This window comes from Paenibacillus flagellatus (assembly GCF_003217775.1).
In the GTDB taxonomy this organism is placed as follows: domain Bacteria; phylum Bacillota; class Bacilli; order Paenibacillales; family NBRC-103111; genus Paenibacillus_AB; species Paenibacillus_AB flagellatus.
In genome coordinates this window covers 239,807-262,658 of sequence record NZ_QJVJ01000009.1, presented here as the reverse complement: position 1 = coordinate 262,658, position 22,852 = coordinate 239,807, and the positions used below count along the sequence as shown (strand labels likewise).

The 22,852-nt window shown below is 60.6% G+C and carries 13 protein-coding genes; 2 read left to right on the top strand and 11 right to left on the bottom strand.

What is annotated here, in order from left to right:
• Nucleotides 1–4 precede the first annotated feature (4 nt).
• The 9 genes from DLM86_RS20740 to DLM86_RS20700 all read right to left on the bottom strand — a co-directional run bounded on the left by DLM86_RS20740 (nucleotide 5) and on the right by DLM86_RS20700 (nucleotide 18,499).
• Entirely contained in the window at nucleotides 5–6,754 is a 6,750-nt protein-coding gene (locus tag DLM86_RS20740) for a polysaccharide lyase family 8 super-sandwich domain-containing protein (RefSeq protein ID WP_146250266.1), read from the bottom strand.
• A gap of 109 nt (nucleotides 6,755–6,863) precedes the next feature.
• A complete protein-coding gene (locus DLM86_RS20735) occupies nucleotides 6,864–7,742 on the bottom strand; it encodes a carbohydrate ABC transporter permease (protein ID WP_110841966.1) in 879 nt (292 codons plus the stop codon).
• Nucleotides 7,743–7,757: 15 nt separating this feature from the next.
• The gene (locus DLM86_RS20730) at nucleotides 7,758–8,714 is read right to left on the bottom strand and encodes an ABC transporter permease (protein ID WP_110842084.1); all 957 of its coding nucleotides are present in this window, start codon (nucleotides 8,712–8,714) and stop codon (nucleotides 7,758–7,760) included.
• A 102-nt stretch (nucleotides 8,715–8,816) separates the two neighbouring features.
• Nucleotides 8,817–10,442: an extracellular solute-binding protein gene (locus tag DLM86_RS20725; RefSeq protein WP_110841965.1), complete on the bottom strand. Its 1,626-nt coding sequence runs from the start codon at nucleotides 10,440–10,442 to the stop codon at nucleotides 8,817–8,819.
• A 150-nt stretch (nucleotides 10,443–10,592) separates the two neighbouring features.
• Nucleotides 10,593–12,905, bottom strand: coding sequence for a helix-turn-helix domain-containing protein (locus DLM86_RS20720; RefSeq protein ID WP_158289592.1), 2,313 nt, complete (start codon nucleotides 12,903–12,905; stop codon nucleotides 10,593–10,595).
• Between the two features lie 200 nt (nucleotides 12,906–13,105).
• Nucleotides 13,106–14,788 carry a PhoX family protein gene (locus DLM86_RS20715; RefSeq protein ID WP_110841963.1) on the bottom strand — a complete coding sequence of 561 codons (1,683 nt, stop codon included), beginning with the start codon at nucleotides 14,786–14,788 and terminating at the stop codon, nucleotides 13,106–13,108.
• Nucleotides 14,789–14,902: 114 nt separating this feature from the next.
• Entirely contained in the window at nucleotides 14,903–16,330 is a 1,428-nt protein-coding gene (locus DLM86_RS20710; protein ID WP_110841962.1) for an MFS transporter, read from the bottom strand.
• A gap of 143 nt (nucleotides 16,331–16,473) precedes the next feature.
• Entirely contained in the window at nucleotides 16,474–17,067 is a 594-nt protein-coding gene (locus DLM86_RS20705) for a TetR/AcrR family transcriptional regulator (protein ID WP_110841961.1), read from the bottom strand.
• A gap of 124 nt (nucleotides 17,068–17,191) precedes the next feature.
• Nucleotides 17,192–18,499 carry a hemolysin family protein gene (locus DLM86_RS20700; RefSeq protein ID WP_245954788.1) on the bottom strand — a complete coding sequence of 436 codons (1,308 nt, stop codon included), beginning with the start codon at nucleotides 18,497–18,499 and terminating at the stop codon, nucleotides 17,192–17,194.
• 354 nt (nucleotides 18,500–18,853) lie between these two features.
• Between DLM86_RS20700 and DLM86_RS20695 the strand changes: the two genes are divergently transcribed.
• Nucleotides 18,854–19,051, top strand: coding sequence for a hypothetical protein (locus tag DLM86_RS20695; RefSeq protein ID WP_146250265.1), 198 nt, complete (start codon nucleotides 18,854–18,856; stop codon nucleotides 19,049–19,051).
• Between the two features lie 190 nt (nucleotides 19,052–19,241).
• On the top strand, nucleotides 19,242–20,138 hold the full coding sequence (locus tag DLM86_RS20690; RefSeq protein ID WP_245954766.1) for a cation diffusion facilitator family transporter: 897 nt from the start codon (nucleotides 19,242–19,244) through the stop codon (nucleotides 20,136–20,138).
• A 70-nt stretch (nucleotides 20,139–20,208) separates the two neighbouring features.
• On the opposite strand, the gene DLM86_RS20685 is transcribed toward DLM86_RS20690, so the two are convergent.
• Together DLM86_RS20685 and DLM86_RS20680 are read right to left on the bottom strand one after the other, a co-directional pair.
• The gene (locus DLM86_RS20685) at nucleotides 20,209–21,264 is read right to left on the bottom strand and encodes an LCP family protein (protein ID WP_110841958.1); all 1,056 of its coding nucleotides are present in this window, start codon (nucleotides 21,262–21,264) and stop codon (nucleotides 20,209–20,211) included.
• A 97-nt stretch (nucleotides 21,265–21,361) separates the two neighbouring features.
• The gene (locus DLM86_RS20680; RefSeq protein ID WP_110841957.1) at nucleotides 21,362–22,822 is read right to left on the bottom strand and encodes an HD-GYP domain-containing protein; all 1,461 of its coding nucleotides are present in this window, start codon (nucleotides 22,820–22,822) and stop codon (nucleotides 21,362–21,364) included.
• Nucleotides 22,823–22,852: the final 30 nt, after the last annotated feature.

Genomic DNA, 22,852 nt, shown 5'->3' with positions numbered 1-22,852 from the left:
AGGCTCATGCTTCTCCGCTGGCGATGCGGTCGAGCAGCCGCTGCAGCAGAACGGCCGCCTGCGCCCGGGTAGCGGGCTGCAGCGGAGCGAAGACGGCTTCCCCGACGCCCTGCAGCATCCCGTCCGTCGTCAGGACATCGACCGCTTCGGCCGCGAAGCCGCCGATCTCGCCGGCGTCGGCGAATCGTCCGGCCGAGGCGCCGTCGCCGCTCCGCTGCGGGAAGGAAATGCCGGCTGCCGTCAATGCCCGGTACAGCATGACCGCCGCCTCCTGCCGACTGACGATTCGATTCGGCCCGAACGTCCCGTCCGGGTATCCCCCGACGATGCCATACGCCGTACCCGCCGCTACGGCGTCCGCATACCAGTCGCCGAGCGGCGTATCGGCGAACGGCCGCTCCTCCGCGCGGTTCAGCAGCCCGAGTCCGCGTACGAGCATCGTCAGCCATTCCGCGCGGGTCACGGACCGATCCGGATCGAAGCGATCCGGCGCGCTTCCGCGGACCATGCCTTGCACCGCGAGCCGCTCCACGCCGGACTTGGCCCAATGTCCTTCCATATCGGCAAAAGTAACGTTCGCCTCGATCGGAACGTACACGCTGTTGCCGTTCGAACGGAACGTCAGCCCGTATTCGCCGCCGTCGGTCACGACGGATGCCGGGACCGGGGTCCACGTCCCGCTTGCGGGATCGAAGCGGGCTACGCCCGGAATGCGTCCGGCCCGGATCGCTCCGACCGTATCCGGATGACGGATCGTGCGCAGGACGAAATCGCGGAATCGCTCGATTTCCGTATGCGCACCGCCGCCGTCTGCGACGACTTCGACCCGGTACGACCACGCCTCGCCCGCCAAGCGCAGCCCGTCGCGTTCCGCCGCCAGGCGCAGGGCGGTCATCTCCCGCTCCGGTACCGGCCCGGCTTCGATGCGGACGCTTCCCTCCGTCCCCGCAAAGGACAGCAGCTCCTGCAGCGGAAGCGAATAATCGCCCCCCTCCGTCGAAATCGTGACGTAGGCCGTCCGCTCCGCCTCGTGCCACAGCGCAAGCGTCTCGGCGGGCAGCTCTACCGTATACGGTCCCGCCGCTGCCGGTACGGAAATCGTGATGCCCGATGCCGCATCGAACGGATCCCGAACGGGCAGCGGGCGGCCTCCCACGATAACATGAGGCTCTCCCGCCACGCCGTCCGTCCGCGGACGTCCGGACTCTCCGCCGGGGACGGAAGGAATCCGTTCCCCGCCATCCTCCCCGGAGCCTTGATCCGGATCTCCGGCCGTTACGATCACGATGCGCTCCTTCTGCTCCGCCGCCAAGCCCGCCGGATCGCTCACCCGGTAAACGAGCGTGTACGTGCCTTCCCGATCGGCGTACACGGCTCCCGATACCGTTACGCGGTCGGAAATGTCGCCGTATGCGGGGCTCGTCGCGATGTAGCCCGGCTCCCGGTACGTACCGTAAAGCGGAACCGTGACCGGATTGTCCCCGAGCAGCGACAAAACCGGCGCTTCCCGTCGGACATACACGGCTGCCGTCACGGTCGGGCTGCGGTTGCCCGCCCGATCCACCGCTTGCAGACGGACCGTGTACGAGCCCGTATCCGCAAGCCGCAGCGGCTCCGTATACGCCGTCCATGCGGAATCGTTCAGCCGGTAGCTCACGGCCGAGGCGCCGTCGAACGCATCGTATACGTTCGCGGTAACGGTGACCGCCTTGTCGGCCGTCTCGCCCGGCACATACGGCGCGCCGTCTTCGCGAAGCAGCGTCATCGCCAGCGCGGGCGCCGTCTTGTCGACCGTTACGCCGGCTGCAGCGGACACGCTCGCCCGCGTGCCGTCCTCTCCCCGCGCTGTAACGATCGCCGGTTCGTACCGTCCCTCGGGCAGCTCGGCGCCGCTCCAGACCAGCGCCGCGTTGGCGAAGGCCGGCTTCTCGGTCGGCGACCGCTCCAGCACGACGCTCTTCCCGACTCCGCCGATCGAGGACGACACTTCGACTCTCTCCCCTTCCGCGTGCCACACTTTGGCCCGCAGGACGAATTCGGCGCCGTCCCCTCCGACTTCCGGCGTCAGCCCGGCTTCGGCCGCCTGCAGCTTGTCGGCGACCCGGACGCGGCGCACCGCTTCCTTGCCGGACCTGCCGAGCGGATCGCTCGCCCGGTAGCGGAGCTCGTAGTCGCCCGCAGTATCGACGTCGACCGAGCCCTCGACGGTTACGCGACCGGTCACATCGCCGTAATATTCGCTCGAGGCCGTGTATCCCGGATCGGCAAACGGCTTGCCGAGCGGCCAGACGAGCTCGCTTTCTCCCTCGAGTGTGACGACGGGGAGTTCGGTCTGCAGCAAGCCGAGCGGATACACCTTGAGATTGTCCACATGGAACGACCCGGTGCCCCCCGTCGCCGTGGACGCCGCGAACTTGCCGAAGTGGCTTACCCCGTACCGGAACGGGACGTCCACCGCTTTCGGAGCCCCGTCGACGTAGATCGTGTACTTGCCGGCGCCCGGATCGGCCACCAGCTTGAACCGATACCGCCTGCCGGGTTCGTACGGCTGGATGACCGTATCGCCTCCGGCGGCATTTTTATACGTGAAGACGTCCTCCCCGCCGATTTGCGACGTCAAGATGCTGATTCCGTTCGTGCCCGCATCGTCCTTCATATTCCAGGAGTGGTACGCCTCCTTGTTCGGCAGCCAAATATCGAACTCGGCTACGACGGGACCCGTCTGGGTCGGAAACGTCTTGGTCGCGACCGCCGCCTTGTTGGTGCTGTCCGTAAAATACAGGCTCCTTCCCTCTCCGTCCGGCCCCTGCGCGACCCGGACCGAATTGCCGCTGGCCCCCGGATCGATCGTATACGCGGGCGGAACCGTTCCGATCGCGCTGCGCTCGTATGTATCGTTGATCAAATACCGGAACGGAAAGACGCTCACCTTATCGATATAGTGGGCGGCGCCGGCATTGCCTTCAGCGGCCGCCGAAAACCCGGACAACGCTCCGAAGGAGCCGGCTAACGGCACATCGACGGCCGACGCGACGCCGTCTACGACGAACGCGGCGTTCCGTGCGGTTACGTCCGCGACCATCTTGATCTCGTGCCATGTACCCGGACGGTATCCGCCCAAATCGATCCGCCGGCCGTCCCCATCCGTCGCGACCAGCCGGCCGCCGTATGTCGATACGGTTACGCTCGGACTCCCCGCTTCGTCAAGCAGGCTCCAGCGGTGGCCATCGGCCGCCTCGGGCAGCAAGACGTCGAATCGCGCCGCTACCGCCTCGCGCTGGGCCGGAAACCGTTTGATCGCCTCCGCGGCCCGCCCGTCGCCCGCCGGTTCCAGCCTCACGCTTTTGCCCGGCGTACCGGCAACCGCTGCGATCGCGACTCGTCCTCCCCCCTGGCCGATCTCGTAACCGCCGGGCGCCGCGCCAAGCGGCTCCGTATCGAACGAATCCTCCAGGAAAGGCAGGAAGGGGTAGGCGACGACGTTGTCCACATAATGCGTTCCGACTCCGGCCGATCCCGTCGTCGCGACGAATTGGTTCAAGGACGAAACGGCTGTCCGGAACGGCACGCCGTTCGCGTACACGGTCCCGTTGATCGCAATCGTGACGCGCTTCGTCGCGGGATCGGCGATCAGCTGGAACGTATACCACGTATTCGCCGAATACGGCATCAGGACGACGTCGCCGTTGGAGGCATTTTTGTAAGCGAAATTGCCGCCGGCAGTCGTAATCGTCACCGCGTTCGCGTTGTTGTCCCCTTTCACGATCCAAGCGTGGTAATTTTGCTTCTGCGGGAACATGACGTCGAATTCGATCAAGAGCGGCCCGCCCTGCAAACCGAACGGCTTGGACACGACCACCTCCTTTCCCGAATTTGTGTCCTCCAGCTTCAAGCTACGATCGGAGGCGCTCTTTACGCCCTCTACCGAAACCGTCCCCCCGGCCGTCGTGATCGTATAATCCGGCGGCACCGATCCGATCTCGAGCCCGTCGAACCGGTCCTCGATCAAGTACAGGCTGCCACCGAGCGTGGCGGCGCTCACCGGGGCGCTTGCCGCCGACCGGTTGCCGGACGGGTCGTACGCGACGACGGTATACGTATACGTGACGCCCGACGCAAGAGAGGCGTCGATATAGTCCGGCGACCGGACGTCGGCCACCTTCTCGCCGTCCCGGTACACCTCGTAGCCGGCTACCGCCGTATCGTCGGCCGACGCCGCCCATTGCAGCTTCAGGGCGCTACGCGACAGCGCCGCCGCGCTCAGCCGATCCGGCGCCGAAGGCGGGGTTACGTCGCCGGCCGGATTCGTCAGCCGGAGCCGGACCGACTTCGTGCCCCCGGCCGCCCCTCTCGCATCGATCGTCAAACGGACGGTCGGACTCAACTGCCGGACGGACACGCCCGGATCGACCGCGATGACGCCGACCGCCTCCGTATGAAGCTCCAGCTCGATCGGCTCCGTCCGCGTCTGGGTCGGATCGGCGGCGTACAGCTCCAGCTCGTCTCCCTGAAGCCGGGTCATCGCCGACGCTTTCGAGCGGCTCGTCAGCCAAGGCTTCCCGTCCGCATACACCGTCTTGTCCGCGTCGTTCCAGAAGTTCGCCCCGACGACGCCCAGTTCGGCTTGCCGGACCGCCTGTGCATCCTCGGAATTGTCCAACACCTGGAAAGGCGCCGCGGCGGCGTACTGCTCCGTCTCGATTCGGCTCCGGTTCGGGAGCACCGCATACTGGTACGTACCGCCGACCGGCTTGGAGCCGTGGTCGAGCCATAACGTCTGGTAATTGCGCGTAATCGGCTCCGTCGGCACCCCGCCCTGGCTGTCTCCCCAAGTGGCGGTTCTCGCCTCGCGAAGTCCTTTCAAGGCGCCTCCTTCGGGAAAATAGTAGCCGATATCCGATCCGGGCGCGGCCCCGGCCAGGTGAGCCCATCGCGCCCCCGTATAATCGGCCGGCGCCGACGTCATGCCGGCGGGCTGCTCCGCGCCGTCCACGGTCAGGACGTTCGCGGCCGGATCGGCCAGCTTGCGGTTCTCCACGACCGTCTCGACCGGATTCGCGTCCATGGACGTGATGCCCGCCCCCAATGCCACGATTTCCTTGTCGAACAGAAACCACGATTTTTTGCCGGTCAGCTTGGAGCCGTACGGGGTGAACTGCATGCCGACGACGCCGTATGTCCCGTCCGACGCTCCGCCCACCCAGCCGTGCGGCGTCTTCGTGCTTTGACCGGCGGCGTTGCCCAGCGTCCGCACGTCGGTCGTGATGCCCGGCAGCCGGTACTTGTCGACGGTCGCCCAGTAGTCGTCGTCGTATTGGCTCAAGTCGCCGTTATACAGGTAGGTCACGCCGTCGCCCGTCCGCCATCCGTGCAAATTGTTCCCGTTAATCGATTCGTACCGGAATACGCGCGCGGACGACATCGCGAGACCGTAAGAGAACGACGGGCGGTGATGCACGACTCGATCGGATTGCGTGAAAAGCTTATGGCCGACCCAATCGGTATAAGCCGGTATGGCCGAATCGGCGACAATCCGTTTGGCCATGGCCGAATAAAACAACGGAGCGTTGCGAAGAAAGCTGCGGTACGTATCCTCCGTTACCCATGCTTTCGCCATGCTCTTGAAGGCGAGCGCGTCCTGCTCCGGGGCGAACAACGCCACCGTCAGCACCCCTTGGATGACCCGGTGGCCGGCCACATGCGATTGCACCCCGGAATTGGAGATGAGCCGCCCGCGGACCATGTCCATCTGGGCGCCCTTTACCATCGTCGGCGCGAAAGAATCGTAAATCCAGCGGTAGACGTTGCCCGCTTGCGGATCCTCGATTTGCCAGGCGGAGCCGTTCAGCACGTACATGGCGTTCGCCACAAGCTGGAAGAACGTCGTCCCGTAGTTGCCGATGTACGGATGCGGCCCGTGCTGCAGGAACGAACCGTCCTTGTGCATGCCGTCCGTCTCGGGGATCGTGTTGTAGGCGAACACGTTTTGGGCACCGGCCGTCGACGTCGGCGTCCCCGTCTTGTCGCTCAAGGCGTCGCGGGCCAGCGCAAGTTGCGCCCCGTCCTTGACGACGATCGCGCGCAGCATATAGACCCACGCCTTCTCCACGCGGTTCGCCCCGGTGGCGGTCGATCCGTTCGTCAAGTTCGGGTCCGGCGCGAAAGCGGCCACCGCCCGCATATAGTCGGCGATTTGCCCGGCCGACAAGTCCTCGTACAGCAAAATGACCGTATCGAGCAGCTGCTGCGGCCCCGACATTTCCCAGTGATACCAGTTGCCGTACTTCACCGTCGTTTCGTTGTAGCGGTTCGCATACATCCAATCGAGAGCGCCGAGCAGGTCGGACTTCAGCGCCTCGTCCCGGTGAAACCGGCTTCCCTCCGTGGCGTACGCGAGCGCCATCGTGCGCAGCCGGCCGTAGTTGACCACGATGTTGTCCGACTTCAATTCGGAGAGATCGGTCCACAAGCATCCGCACGCGGAGCGGTCGGTTCCGCGCCGGAGTAGATCCCACACCCCCGTGGAGCCGGCGTTGGATACTTGATCGTCCAAGCCGGCGATTTGAGCGGCCGCATCGGGGTCGCCCGGATCGACTCCGCTTCCTCCCGTCAACACGTCGTACCATTTTTGTCGCAGCGCATCGAATTCGTCCGCCGCGTTCACCCGCACCGCAGGCGACCATCCGGCCGCCCATTGGACGATCAGCGCGATCGCGAGCACCCCCGCCAACCGCCTGAACCGTTTTCCGATCACGATATTCCCTCCTCCGTTCGACCGACACGTCTGCCTTACGCTTGCGATAGCGCTTACATTCGGCCGCAAAAACAAGCCCTCCTGTGCCGAGGGCCTGATCCGGGGTGCGTCACCCCTTGATAGCGCCGATCATGACGCCTTTGACGAAATATTTTTGCAGGAACGGGTACAGCAGCAAGATCGGAATCGTCGCCACGATAATCGTCGCGTACTTGATCGTCTCGCCGATCGGCATTTTGTCCGCGCCGCCGACGCCCGTCATCATCGAATCCGTGCTGTTCGTAATGAGAATTTCCCGCAGGATGAGCTGCAGCGGGTAGAAGTCCCGCGTCCGCAAGTAGATAAGCGCATTGAACCAGGCGTTCCAGTGACCGACGCCGTAAAACAGGATCATGACGGCCACGACGGGCATCGACAACGGAAGCACGATGCGGAACAGGACGGTGAAGTCGTTGGCCCCGTCCAGCTTGGCCGACTCCTCGAGGCTGACCGGAATGCCTTGGAACGACGTGCGCATGATGATCAGGTTGTAGGCGCTCATGGCGGTAGGAATGATCAGCGCCCAGCGGCTGTCCAGCATGCCCAGATCGTTGATCAGCAAGTACGTCGGGATCAGGCCGCCGTTGAAAAACATCGTGAACACGATCACGAACATGATCGGATTTTTCCACATGACGTTTTGTCTCGACAAGGCATACGCCCCGAGCGACGTCATGAAAATGTTAAGCGTCGTTCCTACGATCACGTAAAACAGCGTATTGGCGTACCCCGTCAAAATGGCGGGGTTGTCGAACACCAGCTTATACGCCTCCAGCGTAATGTCCTTCGGATACCAAATGAGTCCGCGCATCTTCACGACCCACGCCGGATCGCTCAAGGAGGCGAACAGGACGTACAGAAACGGATACAAGGTGATGACGGACAGAAAAATCATGAACAGTACGTTCGCCCCGTCAAAGAGGCGTTCTCCCCAGCTTCGTTTCAACATGAGTCCGCGCCTCCTTTACCAAAGCTTATTCTCGCTCGTCCGCCGGCTGATCGCATTGGCAAGCACGAGGAGCGTGAAGTTGATGAGCGAGTTGAACAGACCGACCGCGGCGCTGTAGCTGAAGTCGGATTCGAGTATCCCTTTGCGGTAGACGAACGTCCCGATGACGTCGGCCGTCTCGTACGTCGTGCTGTTGTAGAGCAGAAGGATTTTGTCCGTACCGACCGACATGAAGCTGCCGATCTGCAAAATAAGCAGGATAACGACCGTCGGCATGATGCCGGGCAGCGTCACGTGCAGCACCTGCTTCCAACGGCTCGCACCGTCGACTCTGGCCGCTTCGTACAGCGAAGGATCGATGGCGGACATGGCCGACAAATAAATGATCGAGCCCCATCCGACATTTTGCCAAATGTTCGAGGAAATGAAGATCGTCCGGAACCATTCGCTTTCCCGCAGAAAGGCGATCGGTTCGACGCCGAACCACGACAGCACGTTATTGATCAATCCGTCCCGCGCCAAAAAGTCGACGAGCATGCCCGAGATGACGACGATCGAGATGAAGTGCGGCATGTACGTCACGGTTTGGACGAACCGCTTCAACGCGGCGCTTCGCAGCTCGTTCAACAGGAGCGCCAAGATGATGGACGCCGGAAATCCGAACAGGAGCTCGTAGAAGCTGAGCAGCAGCGTATTGCGCAGCAGCCTCCAGAAGTAGTAGCTGTCGAAGAACGATTGGAAATGGCGGAAGCCGACCCAATCGCTGTTCCACATCCCGAGACCCGGAGAATAATCCTTGAAGGCGATTTGCAGACCGTACATCGGCACGTAATAAAAGACGATGTAATAGGCCACGACCGGCAGAAGCATCAAATAGACGTATTTGTTGATCTTCAAATCGCGGATCGACCGATACTTGAAGCTGTTCTTGTCCACCGTCGGCTTCGGGGGCCCGGACTGTTTGTTCAGCATGACGGACATAAAAGGCCCTCCTTTTGATCCATTTTGTATCAATCAACGGCAAGCCCGGCGTCGGGGGAGTCGGCCTCCCCCTCCTGCCGTAACTTTCTTGCGTTATTTCCGGTTGTTAAAGCGGTCCAACGCGGCTTGACGCGCTTTGATCGCCTCGTCGATTCCCATGCTCTTGATCGTCTGCACGAACTTGTCGAAGTTTTCGATCGGCTCGGCGCCCATGATGAATTTGTTGATCATTTCGTCACGATACGTTTTCACGTCGTTCATGATCGAAGCGGTTTTCGAGCTTTCCTCGGCCGTAAGCGTAATCGGCGGCATTTGCTTGCCGTGCTCGGCCTTCGCCCACGTTTGGGCGGCTTCGCGCTGCTCCGGCATCGTGAAATATTGCTCGATATACCGTTTGTCCTGTACGATCGGCCCGCTCCAGCTGGCGATGAAATATTTGGCCATCGCTTGGGTGATCGGCAATTTGTCCGGATTTTTCATGATCATATCGGTATATTTCGGGTAGCCGTTCTCCATCTTGTAGCTCTCGCCCTCGATGCCGAAGTTGAACAGCAAGTGGCCTTCCTGCCCGTACTTGTAATCGAGCCATTTCACGATTTGTTCCGGATTTTGTGCCGTCGCCGAGATCGCCGCGCCGATTCCCGTGAAAGGCATCGTATATTGACCGAGCGGCTTGTCTCCCGCTTTCAGCCCCGGATACGGCGCTCCGACCAGCGAGAAGCTCGGGAGCGTCGGCTGCACGAGCAGCGAGTAGCGGGAAATGCCGCTTCCCGGATACGTGGACAGCGAGCCGAGCTGGCTGTTCGTCACCTTCGCGTCCTTCAGCTTGGCGTCGGTCGTCGCGTAATCTTTGTCGATGAGCCCATCCTTGTACCATTTGGCCATCGTCGCCAAAAATTCCTTGAACTGCGGCTCGATCGGGCCGTACTTGATTTTGCCGCCTTCGTTATAGAAGTCGGACGTGATGCCCCATGCCCCGACGAACAGATGGTTATAGTCCAGGTCGGCGATCGAGAAGAAATACGGGATTTCGTCCTTCTTGCCGTTGCCGTTCGGATCCTTGTCGCGGAATGCGGTCAATACCGTCTCCCACTCGGCGATCGTCGTCGGCACCTTCAAATTCAATTTATCGAGCCAGTCTTTGCGGAGCACCGGACCGTTAACGACCGCGAGCATCTCGTCTCCGAGCAGGAACGGCATCGCATAAATGTTGCCCTCGTCGGTCGTGATCAGCTTCTTGAATTGAGGGTTGTCTTTCAACACTTTGGTCAAGTTCGGCGCGTGCTTCTCGATGAGCTCGTTCAGCCGGATAATGCGCTTCTCTTTGATCAGGCTGTCCGCGCCCTTCGGAGCGGCGTTCCAGCCGTACTCGATGACGTCGGGCAATTTGCCCGAGGCGAGCATCAGGTTGAACTGGTCTTTCTCTTGACCGACGGGCGGATGCTGGAACTCCACCTTCGTTCCGGTCTTTTTCTCCAGTTCTTTATAAGCCGCGATTTCCCCGTAGTTCTTCATGGTCGCCGCCACGTTCGGGTTCAACGATACCCAATAGGTAAGCGACTTCGGATAAGGGACGTCCTTCGGCGCCTCCGCCGTGTTGCCCGGAGTCGGATCGGCCGTTTTCGGAGCTTCTTCTTTGCCTCCGCATGCCGCCAGCACCGTTGCCAGGAGCGTTGCGGCGATCGCCGACGATGTAAGCACTTTCATCTTTCTGACCATATTCTTGTTGACCCTCCTATACCCTATGGTTTGCGTCCGTCTTTCCGTCCGCACCTTCACTATAGAAGAACTCTGGATGCGTGCCTACAATCCGTTGTAACGAACCATAAACCGGGCTTCATATCGGGCACCAACCGATCTTCAACCGGGCTAACCGTCCTTCATCTCGCCCGCTTGCAGCAACGTTTCCCGGTACTTCCCGGGGGTGATCCCTTCTACTTTTTTGAAGACGCGGATGAAGCCGATATCGGTCGCATACCCGACCTGCTGCGCTACCTGGAGCACGGTCAAGCCCGGATCGGCGAGCAGCCGCTTCGCCTCCCGAATGCGCACCTCCACCATGTAATCGGTCACGTTGACCCCGTTCTGCTTCTTGAACAGTCCCGACACGTACTGCGGCGTCATGCCGAAATGATCGGCTATGGACGTAAGGCTGAGCGCATTGTCCGAGCAGTTCTCCTCGATAAACCGCTTCAACCGCTCGTTCAATCGGCCGGTCTGGTCGGTTCGCGCTCCCCGGACGCTTTGGCAAATGGCGCCGCACAGCTCCTTGATCCGGTTCATCATGTCCTCCGCCGACTTGCCGTTGGCGATTTGTTTGACGGGATCGGAGGCTTCCCCGTACAGCTGCTTCTCGTCGAGCTTCAAGGCGTTCATGACCTTCAGCATCGTGCTGAGCAGGTCGAAGAACAGCGTCTTGCTCATTTCCGGCGTAATGCCGTGCTTCGCGACGTTGCGCTCGTACAGCTCGTCCAGCAGCCGCACCGCTTCCTCGTACTCCCCGCTTTTCATGTAATTGATCAGCTGGGCTTCCGTTTCGATCGGGTAGTGGTAGTACACGTGCTCCATATCGCCGATTTGCTCGAAATGGATCACGGAGCTCGCGCCGTGAATAATCCGGTAATCGAGCGCGTTCAGCGCCTCGCCGTAGCAGCGGCCGATTTCCGGCACGCCGAAGCGGATGGAGCTGACGCCGACAGACAATTTCATCCGGAACCGCTCCTCGACCACCCTCTTCAGCTGTTCGATCAGCCCGTCCCGCTCCCGCTTCGCCCCTTCCCCAGAATCGGGGACGCTCAGCAAGATCGCCAGCCGGTTGCGCTCGGTCTCCGTTACGTAACCGCGTTCTCCGATCAGCTCGGTGCTCAGGTTAAACAAGATAAAGCGGATCAGCGCCCAATCCCGCTCGCTTCCGTCACGGACGAATTCGCTGCTCTCGTCCACCTCGAGAATGACGACGCACATGTGCTCGTGCGGAAACCGGACGCCCATGAATTGCAGGGCGGGCGCCTCGAGCGAGACGGTATCCGCCTGTCCCTTGAGCAGGCGGGAGAGGAAGTACGCCCGGACGACGGGAAGATGGCCCTCGAGCTTTTCTTTCAGCTCCTTCCCCTCGGCCATCGTCTCGGCGATCGACGTTTTGATGAATTCGTACTCGTTGACCTTCATCGGGCCGTCCGTATTTTTGCCGTTCAGGAACGTGTAGACGATATCCCGAATCGGGCTGTAGCTCCGGTACGCCATCCAATAGGCGGCTACGGCGCCCGCCACGACGACGAGTCCGAGCAGCGTCAACGCCCACGTTTTGAGCTCGTTAATCCGCTCGAGCACGACGTCCTTCGGCACGAGGGAGACATACTTCCAGCCGCTCTGCCCTGTCGTATACGACAGCAGATTGGCCTTGCCGCCCGACTGGTAGCTCGTATAGCCGCTCCCCGCCGCGACCTCTTCCCGCAGCCCTTCCGGCAAGTCGTACCGGTTCGCGGTGGACAGGACGACTTGGCCGGTATCGTCCAATATATACATCGCGCCGCTGTTCGCCCACTCGATCTGCTTCAGCAAATCGTATATTTGCTGATCCTGAATCATCATGACCAGCGTTCCCCAGACGTTCTCCTTCTCCCCGAGCGGCAGCGAGACGGCGGTCAAAATCACGTTCTTGACGACCGCGTTCTCCTTCACCCCCGTTACGGGCCAAAACGTTTTGAAATGGTAGCCCGACAGCAGCTCCGACCGGACCTCGTCCAAGCTTTTGTCGTCGAACGGATACAGCTGCGTAAAAAACGTCTCCGTATCCGTCTTCATCGTCGGGGTCAAAATCGTATCCTGCTTGCGCAGATGGATATAGAAATCATCGATAAACCCGGTGCCGCTGCGAATATTACGAAGCGCCCGTACCGCTTCCTCGTATTGGACGTACTTCTCGCTCTCCTCGATCGTCCAGAGCGTCTGCAGCTTCGGATGGGTCGCGATTTGGACGGCCATCTGATCGATCTCCTGCAGATGGTTGTCCACGATTTGGCGCACCTGCTCGAGCATCGCCAGGTTGGAGCGGCTGGCATTGGCCACCATCGTCTTTTCCATGCTGGCGTACAGCATGGCCGAAACCGTGACCGGTATGATCAGAATGACGATATACGATAACCATAAGGTCAAAAACACGCTTTTGCGGCGGCGGAGCATGGCGAATCCTCCCAGTCTTGTCGATCGGCTTGCCGGCGTTTCACCTGCTTGAAACCGTTTTCGGTTTTCGCGAGACGCTTGCATGGGTGCAGTGTAACACATTTTGGGGGCGGCCTTCAATGGATGCGGACGGGAACCGAGCCGAACAAAAAAAGACGAGGGATGAACACGATCCCCCGCCTTTCGCTCGTTCTTCGCTTTTACTTGCCGCCCAGCCGGAACCCGCTGATGGCGACGACGCCGCAGCGGGCGATCTTGTCGCCCGGACGGTGCGGCCACAGGCTGGTCGGCTTGCTCAGGTCGGTCGTCATCTCGCCCGGATGCTGCACCGACAGGAACAGCGTCTGCTCGTCCGGCGTGAAGAACGGGCCGGTCAGCTCGCTTTCGACCGGGGCCGAAGCGAACTGCATCGCCTGCGCCATGCCCGGGCCATGGGTCGGTACGACGAACAGGCCGTTGTTCATGAACGTCTTGTACACGCCCTTGTTATGGCTGCTGGACGAAATGTCCGTCACGATCCACAAATTGCCGCTCGAATCGAATGCGAGATTGTCCGGCGAACTGAAGCCGGATTGGCGGCCGCCGGCGATGAAAATTTCGAAGTCGAACTCGGTCGCGCCGAGATCGCCGTCTTTTTCAAAGATGCGGGTAATGTGTCCGTGAATGTTGCCGTGCGTATCGTTGTTCGTATGGCTGACGAAGACGGTGTTGTCGAACGGCGAAATTTCGATGTCCTCCGGCCGGTCGGTCGGCGTACCGCCGACGAGAAGCGCCGCCTCGTGGCAGTTCGTCACGACGTCGCCCTGCGTTTTGAACTTGGCGAGCAGCTCCTCGCGCGTTCCTTTCACGCCGGAGGGCGCCTTGAAGCCGTCGCTTGCGAGCAGCTTGGCGATCGCTTCCGCCGTCACGGCCGCCCATTTGCCCGATTTCAGGTTGGCGACGTACAGCGTGCCGTCCTCGAGCAGGGCCGAGTTGGCGCGGCCCTTCGAAGCGTCATATTTGCCCTTGCTCACGAATTTGTAGACGCAGGCGTCCTTCTTGTCGTCGCCCATATAGACGACGACGCGGCCGTCGGCGGTCAAGCCCATCGCCGTATTCTCGTGGTTGAACCGGCCGAGCGCCGTATGCTTCTTCAAATATTTGCCGTCGAACGGATCGATCTCGACGACCCAGCCGTAATGCGTCAGCGGCAAGCCCGCCCGCTCGGCCGTCTCCGAGAAGTTCTCCTCGCACGAAAGCACCGTATTCCACAGCGTCACGCCGCCGGAGCAGTTGGCGAATGTGCCTTTCGCCGTCGTCGCCCCGCCTACGGCGGACGTCCCTCTTGCCGGCCCGGTCAGCTCGAACGCGGTGAAGCCGTTGATGCGGCGCGCATACGCCGAGCTCGTGTCCATCTTCCAGACGCCTTCCTTGTCCTGGAACACCTCGATGACCGACATGCCTTGGTAATACAAATCTTTCTCGACCTGCTCCTTCGTCCACTTGCCGTCCGCGGCGATCGGTCCGATCGAGAAAATGTTCGTGTACTCGTGGTTGTTGACGAGCAAGCCGCGCTGGTTGGAGCCGTGAATCGGGAAGTAGGCGTTGTAATCCGACCCTTGGCCGAATTTCTCGCCGGCTTTGTTGATGACGTCGTCGAACGCCGCCACGACATCGTACCGGTATCCCTTCGGCAGCAGCAGCAAATCTTCCTTCGACGGCTCGATCGGTTCGAAGTATCCGCTTACTTTATTCGTCTTGAAGCCGAACAGGTGGTCGGCGGTCGGCGACAACGCCGACGCCTTCCCTTCCAGTACGCCGAGCCCGGCCGAGGCGGCGGCAAGAGCGGCGGCGCCGGTACCCATATACGATAAGAACGTGCGGCGGTCGATCTTCTTCACCATGAAACACTCCTTCGTCACGATTGTCCATTCATGGACAACGATACGGGACGAATGTCATCGGAATGTTTGGGCCGTATGAAATTGTTGTAAAGATGCGCTGTCCGCGCGTTCACCTTAATGAAGCGGCAACGATTTCGACCCGCCCGGGGCGGACCGGCTCCGCTTCAGCGTCAGCAGGGCGACGAGGACGCCGAGCAGCGCGATGGCGGCTTCGAGGAGAAACGCCGTCACGACCGCATCGTTGAGACGCGCCGGCGGCATCGCTTCGAGCGATCCGGTCATGCCCGAAACGTAGGCGATTACCGCCATGATGACGGCCAAGCCGACCGACGAGCCGAGCTGCTGGCCCGTCGAGACGATCGCGGAGGCGACGCCCTGCTCCTTCAAATCGATGCCCGAGCTGCCCGCAATGTACATCGTCGTGAACACGAACGCTTGACCGACGCCGAGAATAACCGTCCCGGGGACGATGCCCCACGCCGTTCCCGCCTCGCCCAGCCGGGTCAGCAGCAGGAGGCCGGTCGCGCCGAGTCCCATGCCGATCGCGATCGTCCCGGCTACGCCAAAGGTCGCCACCATCCTGTTGATCCATCTCGCCCCGAAAAACGCGCTCAGCGTCAGCGGCAAAAACGTCAATCCCGAACGGATCGCGGAATAGTGCAGCACTTCCTGCATATAGAGCGTCAAAAAATAGTACAGCGTACCGAACGAGGCGGAGAAAATCGCCGCGGACAAAGCGGCCCCGGTCAAGCTGCGGATGCGGAACAGCCGGAACGGGACGAGCGGCTCCCGCGCACGAAGCTCGATGGCGACGAACGCGAGAAGCAAAGCGGCTCCGACGACGCCCGGAATCAGCGTGTCGGCGCGCAGCCAGCCGGTGACGGGCGCTTGAATCAAGTAATAGACGACGAGAATCATGCCTGCGGTCACCGATAAGGTGCCGGCCGCATCGTAATGGCGGGCCCCCTCCGGCGTTGCGCTTTCCGAAAGGGCGGCCGGAGCGAGCGCGACGACGAGCACGGCGATCGGCACATTGACGAAGAACGTCGCCTCCCACCCGATAAAACTCGTCAGCAGCCCGCCCAATAGCAAGCCCAAGGACAACCCGACCCCGCCCATGGCCGCCCAGACGCCCAGAGCGCGGTTCCGCTCGCGTCCTTCCTCGAAGTTGGACATGATCAGCGACAAGGTAGCCGGCGACAGCAGCGCCCCGCCCACGCCCTGAAGCCCTCTCGCGATAACGAGCGTCCATTGGGAGCCGGCGACGCCTCCCAGCAGAGAGCCCAAGCCGAACAGGCTCATGGCGATCATGAACATCCGCCTCCGGCCCAGCAGATCCGACAGCCTTCCGCCGATGAGCAGGAAGCCGCCGTAAGCGAGCGCGTAGGCGCTGACAACCCATTGCAGATGGCTGGCCGAGAAGCCCAAATCCGCGGCGAGCGAAGGCAAGGCGACGAATATGATCGTATAGTCGAGCGCCAGCACGAGCTGGGAGACGGCCAGGAGAAGCAGTGCCAATCCTTTTCGTTTGTTCGAATGCATGTTATATCCGCTCCTTATTCTTGACTATTCGGTCCGAAATAGATAAAAAAATAGGTTCATCACCCGTGCGTAAAATGGCGTTTTTCCGGACCAATCGATCTAAAATGGACAAAAATAGAACGAAGCGTCGCACGACCGCTTCATTATGGGTCCAGCACGGAAATCGTCACGTCGGCGATGTGATCCAATACTTCCGGGTCGGTCGTCAGCTTGGCCGCCTGCGTCAGCGAATACCTCGCATGGTTCAAATAGCGGGCCAGCGCGACGAGATCCGCATGCTCGCGTCGTCCCCCCAATTCCCCCCGCTCCCGTGCGCGAACCAGCGCGTCATGGAACGCTTTCTCCAGCCGCGCCATATCATCGCGGAAAAACGCCGCGATCTCCGGATCGTGAGGGACTTGATCGATGGCGCTGTGCATGATGAAGCATTCTTTGCGCCGCCGCTCGTCCTTGAGGACCGCGACCCCCTCCCGGAAAATGCCCGCCACCGCTTCCTTCACCGGTCCCGGCCGCTCCAGATGGGCGAGCACCGCCGACGTTTTCCCGGTGACGTAATGCTTGACCGCGGAGAAGAACAGATCGCGCTTCGTTCCATACGTATCGTACAGGCTTTGGCGGGCGATGCCCAGTCCGTCGAGCAGATTTTGCAACGATGTGCCTTCGTACCCGTAGTGCCCGAATATTTCCATCGCTTTATGCAGCACGGCGGTCGTATCGAATTCCTTGCTTCTCCCCATTCGTTCGCACCTCCTTCCGAGCTTTATTGTATCCATTCCGGATCATTCAGTCAAGAAAACGCGATAAAAAAAATGAGCGGCCGCACCAACGCTTCCGCTCATCGTTTCAGCTCTTCGATTCCGTTTACGACACGTCCGACAAGGCGCCGTTTTTCTCCGCGGCCGTCTGGCGGACGAGAATGCGGGACACCCGCATATGGTCCACTTCGTCCACGATAAGCTCGTAGCCTTCATAGATCACTTTCTGATGCCGCTTCGGCGGCGTCTCCACCTGCGAGTATACCCAGCCGCCGATGGTGTCGTAATCGTCCGTCTCGATCTCGAGTCCGAAAAAGTCGTTGAACTCGTCGATATGGAGCAATCCGTCCACGGAATGCGTCCGGTCGTCCCGTTTCTCGATGCTCGGCCGCTCTTGGTCGAACTCGTCGTGGATTTCCCCGACCAGCTCCTCCAAGATGTCCTCCATCGTCACGAGTCCGGACGTGCCGCCGTACTCGTCGATCAGCAGGGCGACCTCCGTCCGCCGCTTCTGCATCAGCTTCAGCAGCGTGCTGATCGGCATTGATTCCGGGATGCTCATCAGCGGCCTTACGATCTTTCTTATATCATCAAGCCCGTTGCGGGCTTTCAGCAAGTCTTTGATATGCACGAATCCGATGATGTTGTCTTTGTCCGGGTCGCATACCGGATATCGCGTACGCATCTCCGTCGTGGCGATGTCCAAGTTTTCCTCGAACGACTTCTCCACATACAAGCAGGCCAGCTCCGTACGCGGAATCATGATCTCCCGCGCCACCGTTTCCGTAAATTCGAATACGTTGTCGACGAGCGTCAGCTCCGTGTTGTCGATATACCCGCTCTTGTGGCTTTCCTTCACGAGAAGCCGGATTTCCTCCTCGGTATGCACCGCTTCATGCTCGGCTTCGGGCTCGATGCCCGACTTGCGCAGCATCCAGTTGGACGCGGAGTTCAAGCACCAGATCAGCGGAAACATCAGCTTGTGGAAGACGACGAGCGGACCGGCGGTCCATAGCGTCACTTCCTCGGATTTGCGGATCGCGTACGTTTTCGGCACCTGTTCGCCGACGGTAATATGAAAGGCGGTCACGATCGTAAAACCGATCAAAAAGGCAATAATATGAATGACGCTTTCGGGCATGTGGGCTTTGCTGAGCAGCGGCTCGATCATTCTCGCGATCGTCGGCTCTCCGAGCCAGCCGAGCGCAAGAGACGTCAGCGTAATGCCGAGCTGGCACGCGGACAAGTAGGCATTCATGTTGCCCAGCACGCGGCTCGCGAATTTCGCTTTCAAGTTGCCTTCCAACGCCAAGGCGTCGATCCGGCTGCTTCTCACTTTGACGAACGCAAACTCCGCCGCGACGAAAAATCCGTTCAACAGCACCAAAATGAACGCAATGCTCAAATTCAATATTATCGGCCCAGGGTCACTGTCCAAATAATCCCCTACCCGCCTTTACGCAAGACGGACAGGTACACCTCCTTTGGTTTGAAAAAAAGATGGATTCTCCTCCATTATAAACGAACGTCAAATAAGATCAAAGAAACTTGTGCGGCCGTATCTCGGGTTGTCGTTGCAAATACGAAGATCATCGGCGCCGGACGGCGTTTTCTTACATTGTTCTTCCCGATTGCTCGGGGATGCACCCCCATTCTACGTTCGAATTGCGGTTTGGCTCTCGGCTTCGGCGCATGCTACAATGAAGTCGACCTCGCATATAATGGATGGTACCGTGCATCAAGCAGAACGAGTTCGGGGATGATAACGATGCCAAGATTGCTCTACGAGTATATTTATGTCACCATGTGGATTTTATTATTTTTGGCGTTCATGTGGGCGAACGACGGGTACATTTCGTCCGTCGAGAGCGGTTTGCTCATCGTCGTGTCCGTCGGAGGCATCGCATTCGCGTCGAAAAAACAGGCGAGAAGCCGGGAGCATCGCCGGTTTCGCGATCCGTTTTGAACAACCGGCCCGCCGGTTATTGGACTCCTTCGAAAAGTATGGTATAATGCTGGGAGTTTGGAAAAGCGTGGTGGTCGACATGAATCGTTCGGGAATTGTCCTTCATACGTATACATTCGAAATCCTTGGCCGGAAGCGGTCAAGGATTTTTGTTTCCCGGAGGAAAAACTTCTGCAGGGGGTAATCATTTGTGGCGCGGGAAAACAACGCCTCCATGTTGGCGGCTTGGGTAAGCTTGATCAGCAATATTATGCTTACGATTATCAAAATCGCGGTCGGTCTCGTATTCCGAAGCCAAGTGCTTTTGGCTGACGGCGTCCATAACGCGGGGGACGTCATCGCCACCGCCGCGGCCTTGAGCTCGATGCGCATTTCGAAGCGGCCGGCCGACGACGATCACCCCTACGGTCACGGGAAAGCGGAAGTGCTCGGCTCCGGCATCGTCTCGATCATTTTGGCGTTGGCCGCCTTGTACATCGGGTATCATGCGGTGCTCGGCTTCTTCGAGGAGCCGGCTCAAGCGAGCTTGATCGCGTTCGGTGCGGCGGTGCTGTCTCTCGTCTGGAAGCAGGCGCTTTACGTCTACACGCTGCGGGTCGGACGCGAATCGAACAGCAAGGGACTTCTCGCGACCGCCTACGACCATCTGGCGGACGTCTACGCCTCCGCCGCGGCCGTCGCGGGCATCGGACTCGCTTGGATCGGCGAGCACTACGGCATCGGCTGGCTGTCTTACGGGGATCCGGCCGCGGGAATCATCGTCTCCTTGCTCGTGCTCAAGCTCGCTTGGCATATGGGACAGGAAGCGATCGACATCCTGATGGAGAAAAACGTGAGCAGCGAGAAGCTGAGCGAATACGTGACGCTCATCCGGGGCATTCCCGAAGTGAAGCGAATCGACCGGATCCGCGCCCGGGAGCACGGGCACTACATTCTCGTCGACTTGCGCGTCAGTATCCCGGGGGAGATGACGATTCAGGAAGGGCACGACATCTCCCGTACGATCAAGACGGCGATTATGGACCGGCATCAAGAAGTGGACGAAGTGCTGATCCACTTGAATCCGTGGTACCGGAACGAGGGGTAGCCGGGAGAAGGCCGGCGCGCAGTGAAAAAAGCCGAGGCCGGCTTCCGGACCTCGGCTTTTCGTATGGGGCTTACCGGTACGTGGAGCCGGTGACGGTGGACGAATCGGCGCGATCGAGCCCGATTCGGTCGGACAATCGGCCGTTGACGCCGCCGGTAAGGCCGACCGTCGCGCGCAGCTTCGCGAGTGCGCCGGCGAGGTCGTCTTCCTTCGGCACGATGTACGGACTGTCCCATCGGCCTTCGAGCGGAATGAGCTCGAACTTCTCGGGCTTCAGCTTCCCCGCCTGCAGCGCCCACTCGCGAAGACGGTCCGCCGGAACGTCGGTCCGCACGCTGCGCCCGATCGTATCGAGCAGCCCGCTCCATTGCGCGATGCCGCCAAGCGATGTCATCTTGTCGAGCAGCTTGCCGAGCACCTGCTGCTGCCTCGCGTTCCGCTCCAGATCGGACGATTCGGCCGTGCCGTCGTTCGACTTGCGGTAGCGTACGAAGTCGAGCGTCTGTTTCCCGTTCAGCTTCTGCAGCCCTTTCTTCAAATCGATCCGCGTCCCGTCCTCTTCGTCCGTATACCGCATATCCATATCGACGTCGATCTCCAAGCCGCCCAGCTGGTCGACCCACTGCCGGAAGCCGTCGAAGTCGATGACGGCCATGTAATCGATCGGCAGCTGCAGCAGATCGCCGAAAAACGTCTTCGTCTCCGCGATCGCCGTTTCTTTGTCTTTATTGTAAAAGTAAGCGTAATAATAATTCGCTTTTTGCGAAGAAAGCGACTTCGGCTTCAGCTCGAGATCGCGCGGCAGCGAGAGAAGCGTCGCCTCGCGGGCTTGCGGATTCCAGGCGACGAGCATCAGCACGTCGGTGTTCATCGAGCCGCCGCTTCCGTCGCGATGATCCACTCCCGCGAGCAGAAACGTAATCGGCTTCGCCTGCACCGTCTCCGTCTTCCCGCCCGTTTCGTCGGACGAGGACGGCCCGGCCACGGATATTCGCTCCAGCGTCGAATCGGCCTTCTGGTACAGGAAGCCCGCATAGCTCGCCGTGCCGATCAGAAGCGCGCCCAGCACGGCGGCCGCCGACAGCAGCCATTTGTTGCGCGACGATCCGGTTCTCTTGTCTCTCATGATGTCCCTCCCACCTCGGGTCGCCCGGCATGCCGACATCCCCTGCCGAACGTTGCTCCTACAGATGTAGACGATCGAGCGCCCGGGCGGGTTCGGTTCAAACGGCCGCGCCGGTGGGAGGCGTACGGCCCGGAAGCGAGATGCCTTCCTGAATCATCGTAGCGGGATATTGGTAGGCTTGCGGATCGCGCTCGCATAGAGCGGTCCAAGCGTCCACGCACGCCGGGTCGAAGTGCGCTCCCTTCTGGTCGTTCAGGAAGGCGATCGCCTCCGCGTGCGTCCGCGCCTGCCGGTAGGACCGGTTCGAGGTCAACGCGTCATAGACGTCGGCTACCGCCACGATGCGGGCAAGCAGCGGAATGCGTTCGCCTTGCAGACGGTCGGGGTAGCCCGTTCCGTTCCATCGCTCGTGGTGGGAACGAATGATGTCCAGCTCTTCTTTCATGAAGCCGAGGCTCCGGCACAGCTCGTAGCCTTTGACGGGATGCTGCTCAATCACCTTGCGCTCCTCGTCGGTCAGCCTGCCGGGCTTGTTCAGAATCGCGTCAGGGACGTTAATTTTGCCTACGTCGTGCACGATCGCCCCTTGCGCCAACGCCCGGAGCAGCTCCGGCGCCAGCTGCAGCTCCTCGGCCAGCCGGAGCGCGTACATCGTTACCCGGAAGTTGTGTCCGGCGGTGTACGGATCTTTCGTCTCCGTGGCGAGAATAAGCGCTCTCACGCTGGGCGACAGGCTGTTCGTGATCCGCTCGATCGGATCTTGCGTGAACAGCGCCTTCATCGAGTCGGCGATCGACTTTTTGGAGGCGTACTGGAGCACGAGGCCGACGAGCATGACGATCATCGAGGCGAGCAGCAGGAAGTGGTACAGCCACCAGCTGAGCATCCAGACCTCCCCCGACACCATGATCAGCTGGGCGGCGAACAGCCAGGCGGAGCTGTAGACGATCGACACTTGCAGCGGAAAGCGGGAATACCGGTACGACCGGTTATATCGATACATGGTTATCAGATTGAGCGCGAGGGCGACGACGGTCACGATCGATTGGAGCGGGTTGCGATTCCACGGCACCAAGTCGGCGACGTCCGGGAATAGCACGCCGACAAGCGCGAACAAGCCAAGCGCGATCGTCCAAGCCGGTACGAGCCCGTTCTTCCAGCGCGAGAGCTTGGCGACGAACGGGTGATCGGAAGAGAGCGAGGAGAGCCACAGCCATGCCGAAGCCAACAACACGCTCAATTGGGCGGCGATACCGGGCAGCGACGTCGAATGCATGACGAGTCCCGGCGTGGCGAAGCCGTGAACGGTGAACATCTCGGCGAGCGAAATGAACGCAAGGGCCAGGAAGCTCACCTCGATATTGCGGAGCCGGCTGCCGGCGACGCCGACAAGCACCGCGATAACCGTCGACAGAAACGCCACGGAGCTGACGATGTAGAAGTGGCCGTGCGGGCTGTTCATGCGGACGTCGTAGCCGGACCACGATCGCAACCCTTCGAACAGCAGCAACGGCGCCGCAACAGCCAATAAGGGTCCGACAAATCCATGAAATTTCATAACACGGTTATCCCCTTCTCACCGACGAAT

Bases quoted from the DNA above. Each gene is read 5' to 3' on its own strand.
- DLM86_RS20720 (WP_158289592.1), bottom strand. From the start codon at position 12,905: ATGCTCCGCCGCCGCAAAAGCGTGTTTTTGACCTTATGGTTATCGTAT.
- DLM86_RS20725 (WP_110841965.1), bottom strand. From the start codon at position 10,442: ATGGTCAGAAAGATGAAAGTGCTTACATCGTCGGCGATCGCCGCAACG.
- DLM86_RS20735 (WP_110841966.1), bottom strand. From the start codon at position 7,742: ATGTTGAAACGAAGCTGGGGAGAACGCCTCTTTGACGGGGCGAACGTA.
- DLM86_RS20715 (WP_110841963.1), bottom strand. From the start codon at position 14,788: ATGGTGAAGAAGATCGACCGCCGCACGTTCTTATCGTATATGGGTACC.
- DLM86_RS20705 (WP_110841961.1), bottom strand. From the start codon at position 17,067: ATGGGGAGAAGCAAGGAATTCGATACGACCGCCGTGCTGCATAAAGCG.
- DLM86_RS20680 (WP_110841957.1), bottom strand. From the start codon at position 22,822: ATGAAATTTCATGGATTTGTCGGACCCTTATTGGCTGTTGCGGCGCCG.
- DLM86_RS20685 (WP_110841958.1), bottom strand. From the start codon at position 21,264: ATGAGAGACAAGAGAACCGGATCGTCGCGCAACAAATGGCTGCTGTCG.
- DLM86_RS20710 (WP_110841962.1), bottom strand. From the start codon at position 16,330: ATGCATTCGAACAAACGAAAAGGATTGGCACTGCTTCTCCTGGCCGTC.
- DLM86_RS20730 (WP_110842084.1), bottom strand. From the start codon at position 8,714: ATGCTGAACAAACAGTCCGGGCCCCCGAAGCCGACGGTGGACAAGAAC.
- DLM86_RS20695 (WP_146250265.1), top strand. From the start codon at position 18,854: ATGCCAAGATTGCTCTACGAGTATATTTATGTCACCATGTGGATTTTA.